21 protein-coding genes and 4 pseudogenes are annotated in these 20,132 nt (G+C 72.0%); 17 read left to right on the top strand and 8 right to left on the bottom strand.

The features are described from left to right. Positions 1 to 467: 467 nt before the first annotated feature. The 3 genes and pseudogenes from ACWDAS_RS14955 to ACWDAS_RS14945 all read right to left on the bottom strand — a co-directional run. A complete protein-coding gene (locus ACWDAS_RS14955) occupies positions 468 to 878 on the bottom strand; it encodes a VOC family protein (protein ID WP_450389970.1) in 411 nt (136 codons plus the stop codon). Between the two features lie 80 nt (positions 879 to 958). After that, on the bottom strand, positions 959 to 1,351 hold the full coding sequence (locus ACWDAS_RS14950; protein WP_450389968.1) for a helix-turn-helix domain-containing protein: 393 nt from the start codon (positions 1,349 to 1,351) through the stop codon (positions 959 to 961). Between the two features lie 58 nt (positions 1,352 to 1,409). Further along, positions 1,410 to 1,538, bottom strand: a pseudogene (locus ACWDAS_RS14945) (AraC family transcriptional regulator); the annotation flags it as partial. On the opposite strand from ACWDAS_RS14945, the pseudogene ACWDAS_RS14940 reads away from it, so the two are divergent. After that, a pseudogene (locus tag ACWDAS_RS14940) lies at positions 1,533 to 1,754 on the top strand (alpha/beta hydrolase); the annotation flags it as partial. The pseudogenes ACWDAS_RS14945 and ACWDAS_RS14940 sit on opposite strands and share 6 nt — an antisense overlap. A 52-nt stretch (positions 1,755 to 1,806) precedes the next feature. On the opposite strand, the pseudogene ACWDAS_RS14935 reads toward ACWDAS_RS14940, so the two are convergent. Both ACWDAS_RS14935 and ACWDAS_RS14930 read right to left on the bottom strand, forming a co-directional pair. Then, positions 1,807 to 2,157 (bottom strand): annotated as a pseudogene (locus tag ACWDAS_RS14935) (permease); the annotation flags it as partial. Between the two features lie 61 nt (positions 2,158 to 2,218). Further along, entirely contained in the window at positions 2,219 to 3,352 is a 1,134-nt protein-coding gene (locus ACWDAS_RS14930; RefSeq protein WP_450389965.1) for an MGDG synthase family glycosyltransferase, read from the bottom strand. 287 nt (positions 3,353 to 3,639) lie between these two features. Here ACWDAS_RS14930 and ACWDAS_RS14925 point away from each other — a divergent pair, with 287 nt between their 5' ends. From ACWDAS_RS14925 to ACWDAS_RS14895, 7 genes are all read left to right on the top strand, one after another. Then, a complete protein-coding gene (locus tag ACWDAS_RS14925) occupies positions 3,640 to 4,473 on the top strand; it encodes an SDR family NAD(P)-dependent oxidoreductase (protein ID WP_450389962.1) in 834 nt (277 codons plus the stop codon). A gap of 4 nt (positions 4,474 to 4,477) precedes the next feature. Then, complete coding sequence (locus tag ACWDAS_RS14920) at positions 4,478 to 5,413, top strand: DMT family transporter (RefSeq protein WP_450389960.1); 936 nt, start codon at positions 4,478 to 4,480, stop codon at positions 5,411 to 5,413. Next, positions 5,413 to 6,150 (top strand): polysaccharide deacetylase family protein, encoded by a 738-nt coding sequence (locus ACWDAS_RS14915; protein WP_450389957.1) that lies wholly within the window; start codon positions 5,413 to 5,415, stop codon positions 6,148 to 6,150. Before ACWDAS_RS14920 ends, ACWDAS_RS14915 begins: the two co-directional genes overlap by 1 nt. A gap of 151 nt (positions 6,151 to 6,301) precedes the next feature. After that, on the top strand, positions 6,302 to 8,146 hold the full coding sequence (gene asnB / locus ACWDAS_RS14910) for an asparagine synthase (glutamine-hydrolyzing) (protein WP_450389954.1): 1,845 nt from the start codon (positions 6,302 to 6,304) through the stop codon (positions 8,144 to 8,146). A gap of 30 nt (positions 8,147 to 8,176) precedes the next feature. Next, positions 8,177 to 8,605: a MarR family winged helix-turn-helix transcriptional regulator gene (locus ACWDAS_RS14905; protein ID WP_450389951.1), complete on the top strand. Its 429-nt coding sequence runs from the start codon at positions 8,177 to 8,179 to the stop codon at positions 8,603 to 8,605. A 141-nt stretch (positions 8,606 to 8,746) separates the two neighbouring features. Then, on the top strand, positions 8,747 to 9,307 hold the full coding sequence (locus tag ACWDAS_RS14900) for a TetR/AcrR family transcriptional regulator (RefSeq protein ID WP_450389948.1): 561 nt from the start codon (positions 8,747 to 8,749) through the stop codon (positions 9,305 to 9,307). 228 nt (positions 9,308 to 9,535) lie between these two features. Further along, positions 9,536 to 10,375 (top strand): oxidoreductase, encoded by an 840-nt coding sequence (locus ACWDAS_RS14895; RefSeq protein WP_450389945.1) that lies wholly within the window; start codon positions 9,536 to 9,538, stop codon positions 10,373 to 10,375. Here the strand turns inward: ACWDAS_RS14895 and ACWDAS_RS14890 are convergent, their stop codons facing one another. Beyond that, positions 10,376 to 10,642, bottom strand: a complete 267-nt coding sequence (locus ACWDAS_RS14890) for a hypothetical protein (protein ID WP_450389943.1) — start codon at positions 10,640 to 10,642, stop codon at positions 10,376 to 10,378. A 77-nt stretch (positions 10,643 to 10,719) separates the two neighbouring features. On the opposite strand from ACWDAS_RS14890, the pseudogene ACWDAS_RS14885 reads away from it, so the two are divergent. Further along, a pseudogene (locus ACWDAS_RS14885) lies at positions 10,720 to 10,908 on the top strand (class I SAM-dependent methyltransferase); the annotation flags it as partial. Positions 10,909 to 11,120: 212 nt separating this feature from the next. Here the strand turns inward: ACWDAS_RS14885 and ACWDAS_RS14880 are convergent. After that, a complete protein-coding gene (locus ACWDAS_RS14880; protein WP_450389940.1) occupies positions 11,121 to 12,011 on the bottom strand; it encodes a LysR family transcriptional regulator in 891 nt (296 codons plus the stop codon). Positions 12,012 to 12,142: 131 nt separating this feature from the next. Here ACWDAS_RS14880 and ACWDAS_RS14875 point away from each other — a divergent pair, with 131 nt between their 5' ends. From ACWDAS_RS14875 to ACWDAS_RS14865, 3 genes are all read left to right on the top strand, one after another. Continuing rightward, positions 12,143 to 12,586, top strand: a complete 444-nt coding sequence (locus ACWDAS_RS14875) for a hypothetical protein (protein WP_450389937.1) — start codon at positions 12,143 to 12,145, stop codon at positions 12,584 to 12,586. A 323-nt stretch (positions 12,587 to 12,909) separates the two neighbouring features. Further along, positions 12,910 to 13,968, top strand: coding sequence for a zinc-dependent alcohol dehydrogenase family protein (locus ACWDAS_RS14870; RefSeq protein ID WP_450389936.1), 1,059 nt, complete (start codon positions 12,910 to 12,912; stop codon positions 13,966 to 13,968). Positions 13,969 to 14,527: 559 nt separating this feature from the next. Then, positions 14,528 to 14,716 (top strand): bleomycin resistance protein, encoded by a 189-nt coding sequence (locus tag ACWDAS_RS14865; protein ID WP_450389933.1) that lies wholly within the window; start codon positions 14,528 to 14,530, stop codon positions 14,714 to 14,716. Between the two features lie 403 nt (positions 14,717 to 15,119). Here the strand turns inward: ACWDAS_RS14865 and ACWDAS_RS14860 are convergent, their stop codons facing one another. Then, entirely contained in the window at positions 15,120 to 15,572 is a 453-nt protein-coding gene (locus tag ACWDAS_RS14860; protein WP_450389931.1) for an ATP-binding protein, read from the bottom strand. 271 nt (positions 15,573 to 15,843) lie between these two features. Here ACWDAS_RS14860 and ACWDAS_RS14855 point away from each other — a divergent pair, with 271 nt between their 5' ends. The 5 genes from ACWDAS_RS14855 to ACWDAS_RS14835 all read left to right on the top strand — a co-directional run bounded on the left by ACWDAS_RS14855 (position 15,844) and on the right by ACWDAS_RS14835 (position 19,900). After that, positions 15,844 to 16,716: a helix-turn-helix domain-containing protein gene (locus ACWDAS_RS14855; RefSeq protein WP_450389928.1), complete on the top strand. Its 873-nt coding sequence runs from the start codon at positions 15,844 to 15,846 to the stop codon at positions 16,714 to 16,716. Continuing rightward, a complete protein-coding gene (locus ACWDAS_RS14850; protein WP_450389925.1) occupies positions 16,713 to 16,964 on the top strand; it encodes a DUF397 domain-containing protein in 252 nt (83 codons plus the stop codon). Before ACWDAS_RS14855 ends, ACWDAS_RS14850 begins: the two co-directional genes overlap by 4 nt. An 89-nt stretch (positions 16,965 to 17,053) precedes the next feature. Next, positions 17,054 to 17,875 (top strand): SAM-dependent methyltransferase, encoded by an 822-nt coding sequence (locus tag ACWDAS_RS14845; RefSeq protein WP_450389923.1) that lies wholly within the window; start codon positions 17,054 to 17,056, stop codon positions 17,873 to 17,875. A 469-nt stretch (positions 17,876 to 18,344) separates the two neighbouring features. Then, positions 18,345 to 18,587, top strand: a complete 243-nt coding sequence (locus ACWDAS_RS14840) for a hypothetical protein (RefSeq protein ID WP_450389920.1) — start codon at positions 18,345 to 18,347, stop codon at positions 18,585 to 18,587. Further along, a complete protein-coding gene (locus tag ACWDAS_RS14835; protein WP_450389917.1) occupies positions 18,584 to 19,900 on the top strand; it encodes a cytochrome P450 in 1,317 nt (438 codons plus the stop codon). The genes ACWDAS_RS14840 and ACWDAS_RS14835 overlap by 4 nt, the downstream gene beginning before the upstream one ends. The last annotated feature ends 232 nt before the right edge of the window (positions 19,901 to 20,132 follow it).

The following is a 20,132-nucleotide window of genomic DNA, read 5'->3' as shown; positions in this document are numbered from 1 at the left end:
CAGGCCATGGTCGCGGGCCGTGACGACCGCGGCTGACCGAGCGCTGGTACGGGATGCCGCTGCCGACGCGGCGCTGACTTCCCGGCCCCGTCGACGGCGACCGCGCTCCGAGGGCGGGACGGTCCGGCGGACGCCGCCCAGGGCGTGGCGATCAGGGCGCCCGCCAGCAGCGGGCGAGGGGCGTGCGCGGAACCGAGGATCTGACGTGCCGGCAAGCTGCTCCCCAGGACGTTGGCCACGAGCCCGGGCGGCCACGCGTCCGTGGACGTCTGTGGACGCGTGCGTGCCGCCGGGCAGGACGTGCGTACAGACGTCCGGAGGGGCATCCGGTTGGAACCGGAAGCCGGCGCCACGGGACTCTGCGGACGACGGCGGAGGACGGCACGGACCGGCGGGCCGACCGCGGGGAGGCATCCCGCCACCGCGATCGGCCCGCCGGTGCTGCGGCGCCGTTCTCCGGCCCCGGCTCAGGCCTTCGGCTGGGTGAAGCGGATGCTGTTGCCGAAGGGGTCGCGCAGGCCGCAGTCGATTCCGTACGGGCGCTCGGTCGGCTCCTCGGTGAACTCGACGCCACGGCCGCGCAGCGTCTCGTAGGTCTTGCGGCAGTCGTCCGTGCTGAAGATGAGGTGGCCGCCGGCCGCCCCCTTGGTCACCAGCTCGCGGACCTGCTGCGCCGTCTCCTCGGACATCGCCGGCGGGCCCGGCTTCTCCAGCAGGATCTGGCGCTCCGGATGGCCGGGGACACTGACCGTGAGCCAGCGCATGAAGCCCAGCTCGACGTCCGCGTTCACCTCCAGACCGAGCTTGCCTACGTAGAAGTCGAGGGCCTCGTCCTGGTCCAGGACGTAGATCTGCGAGTGCGTGATGGCGTTGAACATGGGCATCACGCTACTGGGCGGGCCGGACGAAAACTTATCCAAAACTGCTCGGCCGCGGACCCGCCGGACGGCATCCGCGGTCAGGCGTGCGGCCGCATCCACGCCTTCGCGAAGCACGTCGGCACGTCCATGGCCGTCGCCTCCCTGCGGTACTCCCGCGGCGAGCTGCCGACGATGTCGCGGAAGGTGCGGCTGAAGGTGCCGGGGCTGCCGAAGCCGACCTCGAAGCAGATGTCCGTCACGCTGCGGTCGGTCTCCCGCAGCAGGGACATCGCCCGTTCGACGCGGCGGCGCTGGAGGTAGCGATGCGGCGTCTCGCCGAACGTGGCCCGGAAGGTCCGCGTGAAGTGCGCCTGCGACACATGGGCGATCCGGGCGAGGGCCGGTACGTCCAGCGGTTGCGCGTAGGCGCGGTCCATCGCGTCCCGTGCCCGGAGCATGCGGCGGTTGGTCTCTTCTGCGGCGCGGCTCACGGTGTCATCAGACCACAGTCCAGGGGCGCCACCGCGTGGAGCCCGGCCCGGTGATCGCTCAGGGCAGGGCGGTCGCGGCGGTGCGGACGGTGTCGCGGCTGGGCGGTACGCCGAACTGGCGGCGGTACTCGCGGCTGAACTGGGACGGGCTGTCGTAGCCGACCCGGTGACCGAGGCCGCGTACGTCGACGCCGGCTCGGCCGAGGTCTTCCGCGACGAGGCCGTCGACTACGCCACCCGGATCTGGGCGGCCGGCGGCCAGGCCGAACTGCACGTCTGGGCCGGAGGTTTCCACGGCTTCGACGCGCTGTTCCCCCGCGCGGCCCTCTCGGCCTCCGCACGCCGGGTACGCAGCGACTGGCTGGGGCGGATCCTCGCGCCGGTCTCCGCCACGGCCCCGTAGAAGCCACCGCCACGGCGGCTCACCGGCACCCGACAGAGCGGTACGGCTACTGCTCCGCCACCGTGAACTGCCACCCCATCAGCAGGGCCAGCAGGACGCCGAGTTCGATGACCAGATTGGTGGAGGCGATCTCGAAGGCCATCGCCGCCGTGAAGCTCGCCCCCTTGCGGAAGAGCGAACGAGCCAGCGCCACGGCCGCGTACGAGCAGGAGGAGGACGCCGCGCCGAGGCCCGCGGCGATCACCAGGGTCCGCGGGCGGTCGTCGCCGAGCAGACCGACGACGCCCTCCTTGTGCGCCACGGCCCGGACGACGGCGGACAGCGCGAACCCGAGGATCAGCGCCCAGGTGGTGTCCCAGGTCATGGCAGCCGTGATCGACAGTGCGCGCAGTACGGCGTCCATGCGCGCAGTCTCCCGCCGCGGCACTCGGCGCACGCGGCGCCACACCGCCGCCGATCAACGGTCAGACCGCGACCGGGGTCCGGACGCAGGCCTCCATGAGGTGGGTCGCGGTGTCGGAGGCGAACAGCGAGGCGGCCGCGGGTGAGGGGGCGCGGCGCGCGCGGCGCGGACGGGTGAGACCGTCGAGGGTGTCGACGAGCGTCCACGAGTCGCGGGCGAACCGCGTCAGGCCGAGCGCCGCCATCTGGTGGGCCCCGGCCTTGCCGTGGCCCGGGATGGGGCGGTAGCCCACGACGGGCAGTCCCATGGCCAGCGCCTCGAGTGCCGTCTGCCCGGCGGCGTTGTCCACCAGCACGTCGGCCGCGCTCATCAGGCCGGGCATGTCCTGCTCCCAGCCCAGCGCGAGGGTGCCGGGGACACGGGCCAGCCGGGCACGCAGGCGGCGGTTCTCGCCGCACAGGGCCACCGGCAGGTATCCGGCCCGGACCAGCAGCGCCGCGGTGTCCGCCAGGTGCGTGCCGGCGCCCCACGCGCCGGCCGAGAGCAGGACGACCGGCCTGTCCGGCGCCCGGGACCGGAACAACCGGTGCCAGAGCCCGGCTTCCGGCGCGGGCCCGAGGAACCGGGACGCCACCAGGGGCCCCGTGGCGGCGGCCGGGCGGCCGGTGGCCGCCCGCACCCGGCGTGCCGCCGCCTCGGTGAGGCAGCAGTACAGGTCGTTGCCGGGGTGCAGCCACTGGCTGTGCACGTCGAAGTCGGTGACCACCACCGCGCTCGGCACCGCCAGCGTGCCCTGGGACCGCATCCTTCCGGTGAGCTGCGCCGCCAGGTGGAATACCGGTACGACCAGCCCCGGCCGCTCACGGCCGACGAGTTCGGCGAGCCCGCGCTCGGCGAGCCCGGCGAGCCCGGCCGGGCCGGGGGTGCGGTGCGCTCCTCCCGGGCGCAGGAATGCCGCGTAGATGCCCGCGTACAGGAGCGGGAGGTGCAGCACGGTGGCCCGGTAGAACGAGCGCAGCGCCGCGCCGGCGTGGGCCGGCAGGAGGTCCAGGACGTCGGTCCGGCGGGCGTGCCCACCGCGGGCCGTGAGCCGCGCGACCAGCTCGTCAGCGACGGCGTCGTGACCGGCACCCATGGCGGCGCTCAGCACGAGGAAGCGCCGGGGCGGAGGGCTCGCCCGCTCGCTGTGCGTCACCGCGTCACCGCGGCCCGCCGGGGGGAAACGGACGGAGCCGCCGGGAGCACATCCGGCACGTGATCACCTCGCACACCAGTTGCGGACTACTCGGATCTAACCGATTTGCCCCCTCTTGAAACGAACTCCCGGCACCACCGGCCGGGGGCGACTCCGCACGTCCCGGCAGGGTCGCCCACAGAGCCGGTCCGGCGATCGGGCGGTTTACTGAGACCGGAGGGGGACGTGCCCCGGGGGAGCCGCACTGGCGCTCCCGGGCGGCAGCGGCAGGGACAGAAAGCGGTGCCATGACCTCTCACCCTCCCCAAGCGGTCTCCGGCGGCAAGGCCGTACGCGGCAAAGCCGCGCGCGGCCCGGCGGAACCGGCCGGCGGGCCGGCCCCGGTCGCGCTGGTGACCGGGGCGTCGTCGGGCATCGGCGCCGCGATCGCCGACCGCCTCGCCGCCGAGGGATGGCGGTTGCTGGTCAGCGGCCGCGACCGCGAGCGCCTGCGGGCGGTCGCGGAGCGGACCTCCGGTACCGCGCTGCCGGCCGACCTGGAGGACCCCGACGGCACCGGCCGCCTCGTGCGCGACGCGACCCTGGTGACGGGCGGCCGCGTCGACCTGCTGGTGGCCGGGGCGGGTATCGGCTGGGCGGGCCCCTTCGTCTCGATGCCGCACGCCGTCATGGAGCGGATCTTCATGGTGGACGTCATGGCGGCGATGGAACTGGTCCGCCGTGTCCTGCCGGGCATGCTGGCCCGGCGCGGCGGCCACATCGTGCTGATCGGCTCGTTCGCGGGCAGCGTCGGCGTCCGCGAGGAGGCCGTCTACTCCGCGGCGAAGGCGGCGCTGGGAGCCTTCGCCGACTCGCTCCGCTACGAGATCGCCGGCAGCGGGGTGCGGATCACCCATGTCATCCCGGGGGTCGTCGACACGCCGTTCTTCGCGACGCGGGGCGTCGCCTACACCCGTTCCCGTCCGCGGCCCATGCCCGCCGAGCGTGTCGCCCGGGTGGTGAGCGACGCCGTGCGCCGCGGGCGGGACGAGGTGTACGTCCCCCGCTGGCTGCGGATCCCGGTCGCGGTGCGCGGCATCGCGCCGTGGCTGTACCGGCGCCTCGCGGGGAAGTACGGCTGACGCGGTGCCCGTCCTGACCGTCGTGCTGGCGCTGCTGGCGGCCCTCGCCAACGGCGCGGCCTCCGCGCTCCAGCGGCGCGCCGCCCTGCAGCAGGAGGAGGAAGGGAGCACCGGGCACGGCGTGCGCGGGCGGCTCGGGCACCTGGTGCGGCTGGTGCGGCGGCCCTTCTGGGTGGCCGGGATGGCCGCCCTCGTGGTCTCCGGGATCCTGCAGGCCACGGCGCTGGCGGTGGGACAGCTGTCCGTGGTGCAGCCCCTGATGGCGACCGAACTGCTCTTCACCCTGATGGCGGGAAGCCTCGCGTTCTCCCGGCGCCCGGACGGCGGGACCTGGCTGTGGTTCCTGGCGCTGGCCGGGGGCCTGGCGCTGTTCCTCGGCACCGCGACCCCGTCCGGCGGTGAGCCGACGGCCGTGCCGGGCGCCTGGCCGCGCGCCGGCGTACCCCTCGCCCTGCTGGTCCTCGTCCTGTGGCTCATCGGGCGGGCGCTGACCGACGGCGCCCGGGCCTGCGTCCTGGGATGCGCGACGGCGGCCTCCTTCGCCTGCACGGCCGCACTGATCAAGGACGTCACGGGCCTGATCCCCGACGGCCTTCCGGCGCTGCTCGCCTCCTGGCAGCTGTACGCGGTGGGCGCGGTCGGGCTGCTCAGCCTCCTGATGCTGCAGGTCACCCTGCGGGCGGGCAGCCTCGCGGCGTCCCAGCCGGCGCTGACCATCGGCGACGCCGTGGTGAGCGTGGCGCTGGGCTGGGTGCTCTTCGAGGAACGGATCGCGCTGGGCGCCCACGTCGTTCCCGAGGCGGCGGGCTTCGCCCTGATGGCCGTCGGCGCCGTCGGCCTGTCGCGCTCACCGGCCGTCGCCGGGGGGTGGGACGTGCCCGAGGCGCACCGGCGGCGCTCGCCGGAGGCCCGTCACCGCACCGCCCACGGCGGCTCGTGATGGGCCCCCGCGGCGGCACCGCGCGCCGCGCCGCCGCGGCGGCGGGAGTCCTGGCGGCCACCCACGTGGTCCCGGCCGCGACCTGGCTGCCCGGCCTGCGCCGCCGGGCCTTCCCCGCCCTGGCCGGCCTCGGGCGCGCCGACCACGTGGCCCTCACCTTCGACGACGGGCCCGATCCGTACTCCACCCCGCGCTTCCTGGACGCCCTGGACGAACTCTCGGTGCGGGCCACCTTCTTCGTCCTCGGCGCCCGCGTGGACAGCGATCCGCGGATCGTGCGCGAGACCGCCCGCCGCGGCCACGAGATCGCCGTTCACGGCTGGACCCACGACCGCCCGTGGCTCCCCGGGCCCGCGCGCGACCTGGCCGACCTGGCGCGTGCCACCCGCACGATCCGCCAGGCCTGCGGCACCGCGCCGGTCTGGTACCGGCCGCCGTACGGCATCCTCACCGGCGGCCGCTGGGCGGCGGCCGAGCGCGTCGGACTGACCCCGGTGCTGTGGAGCGCCTGGGGCCGCGACTGGACGGCCGGCGCCACGCCGGAGTCGGTGCTCGCGACGCTCAGGCCCGACCTGCGCGGCGGCGCCACCGTCCTGCTCCACGACAGCGACCACGCATCGGCCCCCGGTTCCTGGCGCACCACCCTCGCGGCCCTCCCCGCCCTGGTCAGGACCTGCCAGGAGGCCGGCCTGACGGTCGGTCCCCTCGCACGGCACGGCCGGAGCACGGGCGTTTGACGGCCGACCCGCACCGACGGAGACTCGATTGATAGATGCCCGATACATATCACCGAGAGTGAACACACTCGCGCCGCGGAGCCGGCCCGGGCCCACCGACTCGTGACGCCGCCGACGACGGTCGGGCACGGCTACAGCCGGAGGCAGACGCATGTGCGGAATCGCCGGATGGATCTCGTTCGAGCGGGACCTGCGAAACGAGCAAGCAACGGTCGACACGATGACCGAGACGATGGCCTGCCGCGGGCCGGACGATCGCGGCACCTGGGTGGACGGGCCGGCCGCGCTCGGCCACCGCAGGCTCGCCATCATCGACCTGCCGGGCGGCCGGCAGCCGATGAGCGCCGAGGCCGCCGGGGGCGGCGCGGTGGCGATGGTCTACTCGGGTGAGGCCTACAACTTCACCGAGCTCCGCAAGGAACTGAGCGCACGCGGCCACCGCTTCACCACCACCTCCGACACCGAAGTGGTGCTGCGCGGCTACCTGGAGTGGGGCGAGGGCGTCGCCGACCGGCTCAACGGCATGTACGCCTTCGCCATCTGGGACAGCCGCGAACAGAAGCTGGTCATGGTCCGCGACCGCATGGGGATCAAGCCGTTCTACTACTACCCGACCGACGACGGAGTGCTGTTCGGGTCGGAACCCAAGGCGATCCTCGCCAATCCGCTCGTCCCCCGCCAGGTCACCCTGGACGGGCTGCGCGAGCTCTTCGCCTTCGTGAAGACGCCGGGCCACGCGATCTGGGACGGCATGCGCGAGGTCGAGCCCGGCACCGTGGTCACCGTGGGGCGCAACGGCCTCCGCACCCACGTCTACTGGTCCCTGCGGACCGAGCGGCACACCGACGACAAGGAGACCTCGATCGCGCACGTGCGCGGACTGCTGGAGGACATCGTGCGCCGCCAGCTCGTCTCCGACGTGCCCCGCTGCACCCTGCTCTCGGGGGGCCTGGACTCCTCGGCCATGACCGCGCTCGCGGCACGCCGGCTCGCCGGCCAGGGCGAGACCGTGCGCAGCTTCGCGGTCGACTTCGTCGGCCGGACCGAGAACTTCGTCCCCGACGCCCTGCGCGGCACCCCCGACACCCCCTACGTCCACGACGTCGCCGCCCTCTGCGGGACCGAGCACCAGGACATCGTCCTCGACTCCGACCAGCTCGCCGACCCCGAGGTGCGGGCCAGGGTGATCCGCGCCCGGGACATCCCCGCCGGGCTCGGCGACATGGACGCCTCCCTGTACCTGCTGTTCAAGGCCATCAGGCAGCACTCCACCGTCGCCCTGTCGGGCGAGTCGGCGGACGAGGTCTTCGGCGGCTACCAGCAGTTCTTCGACGAGGAAGCCCGCAGGGCCGACACCTTCCCCTGGCTGGTGCGGTACGCCCAGCAGTTCGGTGACGACGGCAGCATCCTCACCGACCAGGTCGCCAAGTCCCTGGACCTGGAGGGCTACATCCACGACAGCTACCGCCGGGCGGTCTCCGGCGTCCAGCGCCTGGACGGCGAGAGCGACTTCGAGTACCGGATGCGCGTCATCTGCCACCTCCACCTCACCCGCTTCGTGCGCATCCTCCTCGACCGCAAGGACCGCGCGAGCATGGCGGTGGGCCTGGAGGTCAGGGTGCCGTACTGCGACCACCGCCTGGTCGAGTACGTCTACAACGCCCCGTGGGCGCTGAAGTCCTTCGACGGCCGGGAGAAGAGCCTGCTGCGCGAGGCCACCGCGGACCTGCTGCCCCGCTCTGTCTACGACCGGGTCAAGAGCCCCTACCCCTCCACCCAGGACCCCGCGTACGCCGGCGCGCTCCAGGAGAACGCGAAGGACCTGCTGGCCCAGCCCTCCCACCCGGTGTTCGACCTGGTCAGCCGCACATGGCTGGAGGACGCGGTGAGGACGGACACCTCCGGGAGCAGCTTCGCCTCCCGGCACGGCCTGGAACGCGCCCTCGACCTCGCGCTGTGGATGGACCTGTACTCGCCCACGATCGGGATTCCCTGACCCGAGGACGACGATGAGAGGGGCAGGACGATGGCGGCGGTCAACGAGGACGAGGCACTGCACTTCGTGGTGTCCCTCCACCGCCTGCTGCGGATCCTGCGCAGGGCCCGCCCCGAGCCGCGTCTGCAACCGACCCCGCTCATCGTGCTGGCCCTGCTGCACCAGCACGGTCCCGCGCGCATCGGCGTCCTCGCCTGCCGCGCCGCCTGCACCCAGCCGACGGTCACCGCCGCGGTGGCCCAACTGGAGGCGTCGGGGCTGGTCCGCCGGGAACCCGACCCCGCCGACGGCCGCGCCATCCGCGTCGTCCTCACCGACCCGGGCGCGCAGGCGCTGTCCAGGGTCGCCCACAGCGAGGCCGAGGCGCTCGCCGGCCGCCTCGGTGCCCTGCCGCCCGAGGACGTGCGGAAGGTCCTGGAGGTCGGCCACCTGCTGCGCCGGCTCACGGACGCCGACTGACAACCGCACGGGCATCGTCCGGCCGCGTGATCCCGGCCCTGGAGGGGGCCTGGAGTGCGCTCCGGGCGGGGAGTCCTCCAAGGACGCGCGGCCACGGCGGAGCAGGCCGCGCCGGCCACCACGACGCGATGGGGAGGGCCCGTGACCGGTCCTGACGGACGCCGGCGCGCCGACGCGCTCAGGAACCGGGAGCACATCCTCCAGGTGGCCCACGAAGCCTTCGCCGAGTCGGGCGGCACGTCGCTCAACGTCATCGCCAAGCGGGCCGGCGTCGGCGCGGGCACCATGTACCGGCACTTCCCGACCCGCGAGGACCTGATCCTGGCCGTGTACCGGCACGATGTCCAGCGGCTGGTCGACTCGGTGGAGGACGTCCTGGCCGCGCACACCCCGCTCGACGCCTTCCGGACGTGGTTCGAGACGCTCGCCGACTACGTCCGCGTCAAGCACGGACTCGGCAAGGCACTGCACACCGCGGCGGCGCACGACGCCGCCAACGAGACGTACGCCCCGGTCGTGCGGGCGGTGGGGGCACTGCTGCGCGCCTGCGAGGAGGACGGCGGCGTCCGCCCCGGGCTCGACCCCGAGGACGTCCTCCTCCTGATGGGATTCCTATGGCGCGTCGGCGGCGACAGCCGGGGACGGGAACGCGGACGCCGCGTCATCGAGCTCGTCGTCGACGGACTGCGCCCCTCCACCTGACGCACGGGCCGGTCGGCCCCGCCCGGAGGCCGCCGCCCTGAAGGTCCCGCCGTCCGGTGCTTGACTGGAGACATCGGGATCCGCGGCCGGGCCGGTCGGAGCGTGCCCGCGCCGAGTACGCGTCCCGGCCGTCGGGTGCGGGAACGACGGAACGACGTCGCGGAGGCCGCCGATGGCGGCCCGCGGAGCGACGGAGGGCCCCGTCACACGACCGGAGGACAAAGCACCATGGCTGTCTACTTCGTGACCGGCTCCTCCCGGGGATTCGGCGCCGAGATCGTTCGCGAAGCCCTCGCCCGGGGGCACCAGGTCGTCGCTTCCGCTCGCAGGGCCGAGAGCGTTCGCGACCGCTTCCTCTATGCCGGCGACGCCCTGCTCGCCGTCGCCCTGGACGTCACCGACGAGGACCAGGTGCGCGCCGCCGTCATGACGGCGACCGAGCGGTTCGGGCGCATCGACGTCCTGGTCAACAACGCCGGCCACGGGCTGCTGAGCGCCGTCGAGGAGGCGGACGCCGCGTCCGTGCGCGCGGTCTACGAGACCAATGTCTTCGGCGTGCTCAACATGCTGCGGGGCGTGCTCCCGGTGATGCGCGCCCAGCGCGGCGGGCGCATCGTCAACATGAGTTCCGTCGGCGGCTTCCGCAGCGCGGAGGGCTGGGGCATCTACGCCTCGACCAAGTTCGCCCTCGAGGGGATCTCCGAGGCCCTCGCGGTCGAGGCACGGCCCCTGGGCATCCACGTCACGATCGTCGAACCCGGCTATTTCCGCACCGACTTCCTCGACGGGACCAGTCTGACCACCGGCACGCGGGTCATCGAGGACTACGCCGAGACCTCCGGCCGCATGCGGAACGTCGCCCAGCAGGTCAACCACGCCCAGCCCGGCGACCCGGCCAGGGCGGCCTCCGCGATCCTCGACATCACCGAGGCGGAACACCCGCCCCTGCGCATCCCCCTCGGCACGGACTCGGTGGCCGCGATGGAGGACAAGCTCGACTTCGTGGCCGCCGAACTCGCCACCTGGCGCGAACTGGCCGTCTCGACGGACTACGTCGCGCGCGGCTGACTACCGGCCGGCGGCCAGGGCCCGCCGCAGACGGCCGCGGGCATCCTCGACGGCCTCCCGACTCGGGACGACACCCGCGTCCGGCATCGCCAATTGCAGTACCGGCCCGTACGCGTTGCACCGGGTGAGGTCTTCTCTCAGGACGGGCTGCACCACGAAGCGAACGTGACCGGGCACGGCGTTCATGTGCGACTCGACGCCGGGGCCGGCGATGTCCATCACGATGCGGATCGGGGCACGGGGGCTCGCACAGTCGCCGCCGACCATCTAGGCGATCTTCGGCATCGACAACGTCACGCACCCGGAGAGCACGCCCAGACGCCCCGCAGACAGGCGTGACCAGCTACGAGCGTCCCGCGATGCTGGCCCTCGCCGGGGACGTGGCCGGTCGGCGGATCCTCGACGCCGGCGGCGGCTCCGGGCCCCTGTTCGCGGCGCTGCGTGACCGTGGCGCCCTCGTGAGCGGCTTCGATGCGAGTGTCGGGATGCTGGAGCTGGCCCGGCGTCGGCTCGATGAGGGTGCGGACCTGCAGTGGCCGCCCAGGGTTGTGCGGACTCTTGAAGATCGCGCGGTGGCCGCGGGCCACAGCGTGGATCCGGCTCGCCCGGCCGGCGTTGTTCGACCAGGCCATGGCCCGGATCGCGTGCAGAGGCGCGGCCCCTCATCGGGAAGCCGGTCTCGTCCACGATCAGGACACCCCTCCAACCGACAACCGACAACCGACAACGCCCGCCGAGGCGATGCTCACCCTTGCCGGAGGAACTCGTGCGCCATGGCGATCATGGCACGTGCCGCAGCACCGGGCGTGCGCTCGGACGGGGCGGCCAGGGAGAACTGCCATTCCAGGTCGGCGTCGTCGACGGTCAGCGTGGCGACGTCCTGTCCCCGGCCGAGGGCGACCCGTGGCAGCAGCGCCACACCCAGGCCGTTTCGCACGTAGGCCACGCCGGTGGTGAGGTCGGTGATCTCGATGGCGACGCGATGGGGGACGGAGGCGGCGGCGAAGGCCCGGTCCGCGACGGTCCGGTTGCTGTAGCCCGCGGGGAAGTCGACGAAGTCCAGGCCGGCCAGTTCGGTGATCGACACGGCGCGGCGTTTCGCGAGCGGATGGGCGGCCGGCACGACGAGGTCGAGCACCGAGGTGGCGAGGGCGGTCAGCGTGATGCCTGACGGGCGCGGTCCGGGCCCCGAAACGAAGGCGAGGTCGAGCCGCCGTTCGAGGAGGGCTTCGACCAGGCCCTGGGAGCCGGAGGGGGCGGCGCTGGTCTGCAGGAACACGCCGGGATGACGCCGGTGGAATTCGCCGAGGAACACGGGAAGGTCGATGAGCCCCACCGTGGTTGTCGCGCCCAGTCGCAGTGTGCCGCGCAGTCCGCCGCGGACCTCGCCCACCGCGTCCGCGGCCTCCCGGGCGGCGTCGAGAGCGGCATGGGCGCGCGGTAGCAGGGCGGCACCGGCATCGGTGAGCAGCACGCGTTTGGGGGTGCGTTCCAGCAGCGGCGTGCGGAGTTCTCGCTCGAGGTTCTTGATGGTGGTGGAGACCGCGGACTGGACGACGTGCAGCCGAGCGGCGGCACGGGTGAAGTTCGCTTCCTCGGCGACGGCGACGAAGTACTCGAGTTGGCGCAGTTCCACCCTCCGAGTATCCCTCAGCGAGCCCCGAGGTATCTCTCGGCGAGATGGCGGCAGTCTCTGACTTTCGTTGGACCGCGCCTGCTGCGTTCGGCGATTCTGTTGGAAGTTCAACCGATACAGGAGGCCGAAAGATGACCTACAAGACGCCACCGACATATCTGGGCAGCGGCGACCCGGCGCGGCAGCGCACGGACTACTACCCCCCTTGGCTGGACAATCTTGCCGACGATGTGACGCTGGAGGCCGGGGTCTTCAAGGGGACCGTCCACGGGGCGAAGGACGTCTTTGCGATTCTGTCCTACGCGCGCACTCTGTACGATTTCCAGGACTTCATCTATATCGGCAAGTACGGGGAGAACGGCTTCGTCGAGGACTACGCTGCAACGGTAGACGGTAAGCCGATCGCAAACATCGCCGTTGTCTACTTCAACGAAGAGGGGAAGACGCAGCATCTTGTGATGAACCACCGTCCGCTGCAGATGCTCAACTACTTCTCACGGAAGCTGGGTGAACACTTCGCCGGCACGGAGTACGCAAAGTACGTCGCTGACGCGTCGGACGGCGACCGCGACTGAACGGATTCCCGCCCATTTCTGCTGTGATGGGGAGGACACGTCACTTGATCGACGGCCTCGACCCGGCGGCCTCCTGGGCCCCGAACCGGCGCGGCTGGCATTCGCGCCACGCGGAATTATCCGCCGCCGGGAATCCTTCCGGGGCCGGGCAGAGCGATCCCGAAAAGACAGATCGATAATCCCAACTTGGAGTAGTGCGCTGCGGCGAGCGGCCTCGCGGACCTCAGTGGGCCGCGCGAACCCAGCACCAGCATCGTTTTGCCGAGAACGCCCGACGAGTTCGTCGGGCGCTGAGAGACGAAAGGTCACTCATGCCTCAATCAATGCGCGCGCTCGTAGCCGGAAAGGTCGGCGAGCCTACCGATGTCCTGCGGCTGGAATCCCGGCCTGTTCCCACGCCGGAAGCCGGGCAGGCGTTGATCCGTGTGAAGGCGACACCGATTCACGCCAGCGATCTGCACGTACTGCGTGGCCGCTACGGTTTCTCCCCCGAGTTTCCCACTGTCGGTGGTCACATGGAATGCGTGGGCCGTATCGAGGCCCTGGGCCCGGATACCAGCGGGCTGAAGATCGGCGAGCGCGTGGTGCACGTCGCGATCCCGGCGGTACCCGGGCCGCAGGTGGCCGGCACCTGGCAGGAATACCTTGTCGCCGATACGCGAAGGCTCCTGCCCGTCCCCGATCATCTGAGCGATTCCGAGGCCTGTCAACTCGCCGTCAACCCGTTGACCGCGCTGCTCCTCGTGACTCACGAACTCGACGTACAGCCGGGTGAATGGTTGCTGCAGACGGCCGCGGGCTCCACCGTCGGCCGGCTCGTCATTCAGCTGGCCGGGCATCTGGGTATTCGCACGATCAATGTCGTGCGGCGGCGCGATGCCGTCGAGGAGATCAGGGCGCTCGGTGGCGACGAGGTCATTTGCACCGAGGACGAGGACCTGTCGCAGCGTGTGGCTGAGATCGCGGGACCGGCCGGCGTGCGCAAGGCCATCGACTGCGTCGCGGGCGACGTGGGTGCCCAGGTATCCCGGGCATTGGCTCCGGGAGGAGAGGTCGTGGTCTACGGCGCGCTCTCCACCCATCGGCAGACGGACCCGGCAGCGCTGACGATCCCGCTGCAGGCACGCTCGGTCATCTACGAGACCAAAGCAGTCCGTGGCTTCTGGCTGAACCGCTGGTTCGGCACGGCCTCACCAGAGGATGCGCTGCGCGCACTGTCCCAGGTTCGCGGTCTCGTCACTGATGGAGTGCTGAGCATCCCCCGGGGTCGGCCGTTCCCGCTCGAACGCTTCGCCGAGGCCATCGCGCTCGCCGAAACACCCGCACGTGGAGCCAAGCCATTCTTCGTCTTCGAAGACGTCCGGGACAACGACGACAGGTAGGACGCGGCCCTTGCCGGTGCCGGCGGCGGTGCGGCTGCGGCGGGACAAGGCAGGCAACGCCCGCAGCGCCGCGATGCTCGGTCAGCCGGACAGGGGCACCCGGCCGGCGTCCGCGATCAGGTTCGGCTCGTCGTACGCGATATTTCGTTTGCCTCGTGGGGGCCGCTCCCGGCAGGGAGCCGTCCCCTTGCCGGAAAGGCTGGAAGATGGCTGACAGGGTCGTGTGGGGGGGCGGAGGACGTTCGCACGGTGCCATCTTGTGGTGAACCACCGTCCGCTGTCGTCGGTCCCTCTTCTCCCGTCCGCTGGGCGAGCACTTCGCCGGGACGCGGTACGCCCAGTACTTCGCTGCCCCGCCGGGCGATGCAGACCGCGGCTGACGAGGAGCTTTCATGCCCACGACATGACGGGGCGTGATGGTCACCGGCGTCCCGAGTTGCGCGGGCACGTCGTCCTCGCGGACGGTGAGACTCCGGGTGGTCGCAAGGCGGCGTGGACGGTGAGGCCGGATGCGATGCCCCGGACAGCGACGAGTCCCGCACGACCGAGGAGGTTCACCATGGAGATCTCCGCTTTGGCAGCGCTCCTGCGTGAGACCGAGGAGCACCACGGCTCCTACGAGGCGACCGCCCCCCAGCACCACTGGTCGGACTGGTATGCCGCGTACATGGTCGCCCGTGAGCAGGGTCGCACTCCCGACGAGGCTGCCGCCGACGCCGCGGCCCACATGGAGACCCTGAGGCGATGACGAACGTCCGCGATGTCGTCGTGGCGCCCCCGGCGCTCAGGGCGTGAGCGCGGCGGCCCGGTCGTGGAACCACTGCCCGAGGCACAGTCCGGAGATCGCCCGGTCCGCGATGACCCAGGTGGGTGTGCCGGTGACGCCGTAGAGCGCGGGTGAGGGCCTCCGACCGGGTCAACGCGTGGCTCGGCGCCGCGGAGTCCCCCGCGGCGCGTAGCCGTCCGCATCGCCGCCGGCCTCCGGACGGTTCGCGGCGAGCCGCTCGAACGCCGCCGGCGCGGAGTGCGAACAGGTGATGCGGTCCGTCCAGCGCAGCGGGAGGCCCGCGGCCGCGGCCCCGGCGCCGGGGAGCTGAGGAGCGGGGTTCCGGCGGGGAACCCGGGCGGGAGCGCCGGAACGCGGGCCGTGTTCAGGCCGCGGCGCGCAGGAGTGCCCAGACAACGTTGCCACCGGTGCGGATGGAGCGGGCCACGCCCCATCTGTGGGCGATCTGCCGGACGAGGAGCAGGCCGCGGCCGCTCTCGTCCTCCGGGCTCGGGGTGCACGGGGGCAGACTGCGGTTCCGGTGGTCGCGGTCGTGCACCTCGAGGCGGAGGAAGCCGTCCACGGAGAGTTCGACGCCGCACAGGATCCGCGTGCTGAGGGTGTGGAGAACGGCGTTGGTGGCGAGTTCGGACAGGATCAGGACCGCGTCCGCGCGGGCCTCACCGGGCACGCGCCACGAGGCGAGCCGCTCGCCCATCGTGTGCCGGACGAGCCTGACGCCGGCCCGTTCCGCGGGGAGCTCCAGCCAGTGCGCTCTGTCCGCGGGCGGGGGCGCGGCGCCCAGGAGGTGGGGGGAGGGAGTCGTGTGGGGGGACACGGTGGTCGCCTTCCATCGGGGGACGTGCGCCGTGACAGGATCCGGCGGATCTGTGGCCCGAGCATCCAGGCTCGGTCAACTCCGCCTGTAAAGAAGGGAGTTGACCGTCGCGTCGGCGCTCGGCGGGATCGCTGACAGGGTAACTATGCTCGCGGGCCCGTTCAGGCTGCAAGCGCCTCTCTGATAATTTCAGGAAGGCGATATCCGGCTGGCTTCTTCATCAAGTCGCTGTCAGACTCGTCATGATGACTGTTCATCAGGAGGTAGGGCAGTGAGCGAGGCTCGTTCGGGCACCGGCACCAGTGCGCCCACCGTTCTTCGCATGATCCTGGGCAAACGGCTGCAGGAGTTGCGACGGGGCGCGGGAGTGTCGCTGGAGGACGCCGCGAAGGCCCTGCGCGTGACGTCCCTGACCATCCGCCGGCTGGAGAAGGCTGAGGTCGGCCTCAAGATCCTCTACGTCGAGAAACTGCTGGAGACCTACGGGGTCGAGCGGCCGGAGATCGACGAGTTCATCGCCATGGCCGAGCGGGCCAACGAGCCCGGCTGGTGGCACGCGTACCGAGACGTGCTGCCGGGCTGGTTCACCGCGTACGTGAGCCTGGAGAGCGGCGCCAAGACCCTGCGTACCTACGAACCCCACTACGTCACCGGGCTGTTGCAGACGCACGGTTACGCGCGCGCCGTCCTGCGCGCGGGCTTCCCGAACGACGTCGAGGAGGACCTCGAGCGGCGGGTCGCTCTGCGACTGCGCCGCCAGGTCCTGCTGGAGGGGCCGGACGCCCCCACGCTGTGGGTGGTGATGGAGGAGGCCGTGCTGCACCGGGCGGTCGGCGGTCCCGAAGTGATGCGGGAGCAGATCGACCGGCTCCTGGAGGTCTCGGAACTGGAGCACGTCAGCCTCGACATCGTGCCGTTCTCGGCCGGTGCCCATGTCGGGGCGTGCGCCCCCTTCACCTACTTCCGCTTCGAGGAGCCGGAGCTGCCGGACGTCGTCTACAGCGAGATCCTCTCCGCGTCCATGTACCTCGACCAGCGCTCCGACGTCGCGGCCCATCTCGAGGCGCACAACCGGATGTCCCTGCTCACCTCGTCCGCGGACAGCAGGGGGCTCCTGAATCGCATGCGCAAGGAGTACTCATGACCATGACCGACGACCGTGTCTACAACGGGATGCCCGCGTCGAACCTCGGCGAGCAGGGCTGGGAGCGTCCGTGGAGCGGCCCCAACGGCGGCCAGTGCGTGGAGACCAAGCAACTCGCCGACGGCCGTGTGGCCGTCCGGCAGTCGACCGACCCCACCGGTCCCGCGCTGATCTACACACCGGAGGAGATCACCGCGTTCATCGCGGGGGTGAAGAAGGGCCTCGCCGATCATCTGGCGGCCGGCTGAACCAGGCAACGGGCGAGAGGGATTCGAGCCGGCCCGGCCCGAGCCGCGACCTGCCCGGCACCACCAGGCACAACCACGAAGGGGACAGGATGACCAACTCCCACGCCGCGCGGGACATCGACACCAGCAGGCCGCACTCCGCCCGCATGTACGACTACTACCTCGGGGGCAAGGACCACTTCGAGATCGACAAGCAGGCGGCCGAGACCGTCGCATCGGTCTGCCCGGGCATCTTCACCTGTGCGCGGGAGAACCGGGCCTTCATGCACCGGGCCACCCGCGTCCTGGCCCAGGAGCACGGCATCCGGCAGTGGCTCGACATCGGCACCGGCATCCCCACCGAGCCCAACCTCCACCAGGTGGCCCAGGCCGTCGTCCCCGAGGCCAGGGTCGTCTACGCCGACAACGACCCGCTCGTCCTGAAGTACGCCGAGCGCCTGATGCGCAGCACGCCGCAGGGCCGCACCACGTACATCGAGGCGGACATCAACGACCCCGAGTCGCTGCTGAACGCCCCCGAGCTGGCCGAGGTCCTGGACCTCGACCGGCCCGTGGCCCTGTCCATGAACGCGCTCATGCACTTCGTCACCGACGCACAGGACCCCTACGGCATCGTGGCCCGCCTGCTGGACGCCCTTCCGTCCGGCAGCGCGCTGGCACTGAGCCACTGCACGCCCGACTTCGACCCGCCCACCTGGGAGAAGGTCACCGAGATCTACACCGGGGCAGGGACACCGGTTCAGTTCCGCTCCCAGAAGGACGTCGCCCGGTTCTTCGACGGACTCGACCTCCTCGACCCCGGCGTCACGGTCGGCCACCGCTGGCGGCCCAGTGCCGACAGCGTCGCCACGGTGCCGCAGCCCACGGACGCCCAGGTCAGCCTCTGGACCGGAGTGGGGATCAAGCCCTAGAAGACTCATCAAGATCTTGGACTCTGGCCCCGCCGCGTGAGCGGTGGGGCCAGACTCCTTCTTGTGGTGATGGGGGAATGGGCCGGGGAGACGGCCGGGCTGGATGTGTGCGGGAGACCTGCCGGGGGTTGATTCCGGCTTGCGGGGCGGGGAACGCCGTTGCTGCACTTCATGGGAAGACCTCCTGGCACGACCTTCCGTCACTGCCGCGCTTCTTCCCGTTCAAGTGGGATGAGCACGTCGCCGGCGCCCTGCGCGGCCACGCCGGCTTCCCAACGCGGAGCGCCGGCGTGGGGTCGGGAGCAGCGGTCCGGCGTAGGCGAGGTCGAGCTGACGCATGCCCCACCGCGCCCGGCGTACCGCGTCGTGTCACGAATTTACGTGACATGACCCGCGGTGCTGGAACCGGCTCAATGGAGGGACCCCGCCAGGCGGACCGGCCGCCTGGGAGCCGGAAGGGAGACGAACCATGAACGCCTTGCCCCGCCCGCGGAAGACGATTCTCGCAGCCGTCTCGGCCGTTTCCGCCGTCGCGGCGCTGCTCGGCGCCGGATCGGCCTTCGCCGCGTCCGCCGCCGCGTCCCCGTCCCTCGACGATCCCTCGGGAGCGTTTGTCCAGCAGAACCACTCTTGGACGCATATGTGGAACGTCGGCGGTTCCCAGGACCCCTTCCAGCCGTACTACATCACCACCTTCGGCTCGGGACGGTGACCCGTGACGACGGCCCCCGTACCGCCCGGCCCCGGGGGCCCCGCGGGTCCGGCAGCAGGCTCGCGTTCGCGCGGGACCGGCTTGGCTTCCTGCTCCACCAGCGGCAGTACGGGGACCTGGTCCGGTTGGACGACGATCTCTACCTGATCAACTCCCCGGCCCTGGTAGAGGAGGTGCTCAAGCACACCAACACCACCTACACCATCACAGAAGACCTCCTGGGACAGGAGATCGACGGCAGTCACGAGTCGGAGGACCTGGCCCGGTGGATGCGCGCCCGCCGCGTCGCGGGACACGGGCTGAACCGCGGCGGTCTGCGCTCCGCCGGAGACCGGCTGGCCGCGACGGCGGCCGCGCACGCGGCGACCTGGCGGTCGCGCGGCAGGATCGAGGCGATTCCGGCGCTGGAGGAGCTCAGCGCGCACCTCGTCGCCGAGTTCTGCCTCGGACCGGAGACTGGCCGCGTTCCCGCCCTGGTGTCCCGGCTGCAGGAGGCCCGCCTGCCCGGCTGCCGGCTGCCGTCCCGCAAACGCCGCCTGCAGCGTGCCGGCCGTGACCTGGCCCGCGAGGTGTCCCGGCTCGTCGGCCGGCGCGAAGCCTGGCGGGAAGACAGCCGTGGAACGGTGGCCGACCTCCTCGTCGCGGCCCGTGACGAAGGCGCGATCACGCACGAGGGCGTGCTCGGCATCCTCGTCGCCAATCTCTTCGCCGCCCATGAGACCACCGCTGCCGCGCTGGCCTGGCTCTTCCTCCTCCTCGACCGGTTTCCGGACGTGCGCCGACGCGTGGTGGACGAGGCCAGCCGGGAAACGGCGGGACGGCTCCCGACCGCCGCCGACCTGCCCAGGCTGATCGTCACCGAGGCCGTCGTGAAGGAGACGCTCCGGCTCTATCCCCCGCTCTGGCTGTTGAGGAGGACGGTCAGCCGGCCCACCGAACTGGCGGGCTACCCGCTGCGGTCCGGTCAGCGGGTCGCGATCAGTCCCTTCGTGCTCCACCGGGACCCGCGCCACTACGGCCAGCCGGCCGCGTTCCTGCCCGATCGCTGGATCGACCGTTCCCCGGCCGACCGACCGCCCAAGTACGCCTTCATGCCTTTCGGCGGCGGACCCCGGACCTGCCTGGGCGCTCACTTCGGTACGGTCGCGATGGCCGTCGTCACGGCGACCGTCGCCGGGCGTCACCGGTTCAGCCGGGCCGCGGGCACCACACCCTGCTTCGACACCCGTTCCGTCCTGCAGCCCCGGGGCCTGTTCCTGAACGTCGGCCCGGCTGAGGCGCCCGATCCGGCGCATGCGACGCAGATGCCGTAGACGGCCGCGCCCACGACGAGCAGGGCGCCTCCTGCGGCGAAGGAGGGCCGGGGAAGGGCGAAGGCGGAGATGACGCAGCCCAGGAGGCTGAGGCGGGCAGGGCACTGCCGGGTCGCGGTCCTCGGGCGTGGGGGAGAGTCCGTCGCCGCCGTTGCCGATCCTTCGGTGTGGCTACCCGGTAACGGTGCGGCGTCCCACGCTGATGTGGGTGAAGCCCTGTCCTGCCAGGGTG

Source organism: Streptomyces sp. NPDC001070 (genome assembly GCF_053598835.1).
The sequence above is the reverse complement of the archived record's forward strand: the minus strand, read 5'-3'. Positions and strand labels throughout refer to the sequence as shown.

Excerpts from the sequence above, each read along its gene's own strand:
- ACWDAS_RS14850 (WP_450389925.1), top strand. The coding sequence starts at position 16,713 with ATGACCATGACCGACGACCGTGTCTACAACGGGATGCCCGCGTCGAAC.
- ACWDAS_RS14845 (WP_450389923.1), top strand. The coding sequence starts at position 17,054 with ATGACCAACTCCCACGCCGCGCGGGACATCGACACCAGCAGGCCGCAC.
- ACWDAS_RS14890 (WP_450389943.1), bottom strand. The coding sequence starts at position 10,642 with ATGGTCGGCGGCGACTGTGCGAGCCCCCGTGCCCCGATCCGCATCGTG.
- ACWDAS_RS14895 (WP_450389945.1), top strand. The coding sequence starts at position 9,536 with ATGGCTGTCTACTTCGTGACCGGCTCCTCCCGGGGATTCGGCGCCGAG.
- ACWDAS_RS14875 (WP_450389937.1), top strand. The coding sequence starts at position 12,143 with ATGACCTACAAGACGCCACCGACATATCTGGGCAGCGGCGACCCGGCG.
- ACWDAS_RS14865 (WP_450389933.1), top strand. The coding sequence starts at position 14,528 with ATGGAGATCTCCGCTTTGGCAGCGCTCCTGCGTGAGACCGAGGAGCAC.
- ACWDAS_RS14840 (WP_450389920.1), top strand. The coding sequence starts at position 18,345 with ATGAACGCCTTGCCCCGCCCGCGGAAGACGATTCTCGCAGCCGTCTCG.
- ACWDAS_RS14925 (WP_450389962.1), top strand. The coding sequence starts at position 3,640 with ATGACCTCTCACCCTCCCCAAGCGGTCTCCGGCGGCAAGGCCGTACGC.
- ACWDAS_RS14905 (WP_450389951.1), top strand. The coding sequence starts at position 8,177 with ATGGCGGCGGTCAACGAGGACGAGGCACTGCACTTCGTGGTGTCCCTC.
- asnB (WP_450389954.1), top strand. The coding sequence starts at position 6,302 with ATGTGCGGAATCGCCGGATGGATCTCGTTCGAGCGGGACCTGCGAAAC.
- ACWDAS_RS14955 (WP_450389970.1), bottom strand. The coding sequence starts at position 878 with ATGTTCAACGCCATCACGCACTCGCAGATCTACGTCCTGGACCAGGAC.
- ACWDAS_RS14915 (WP_450389957.1), top strand. The coding sequence starts at position 5,413 with ATGGGCCCCCGCGGCGGCACCGCGCGCCGCGCCGCCGCGGCGGCGGGA.
- ACWDAS_RS14870 (WP_450389936.1), top strand. The coding sequence starts at position 12,910 with ATGCGCGCGCTCGTAGCCGGAAAGGTCGGCGAGCCTACCGATGTCCTG.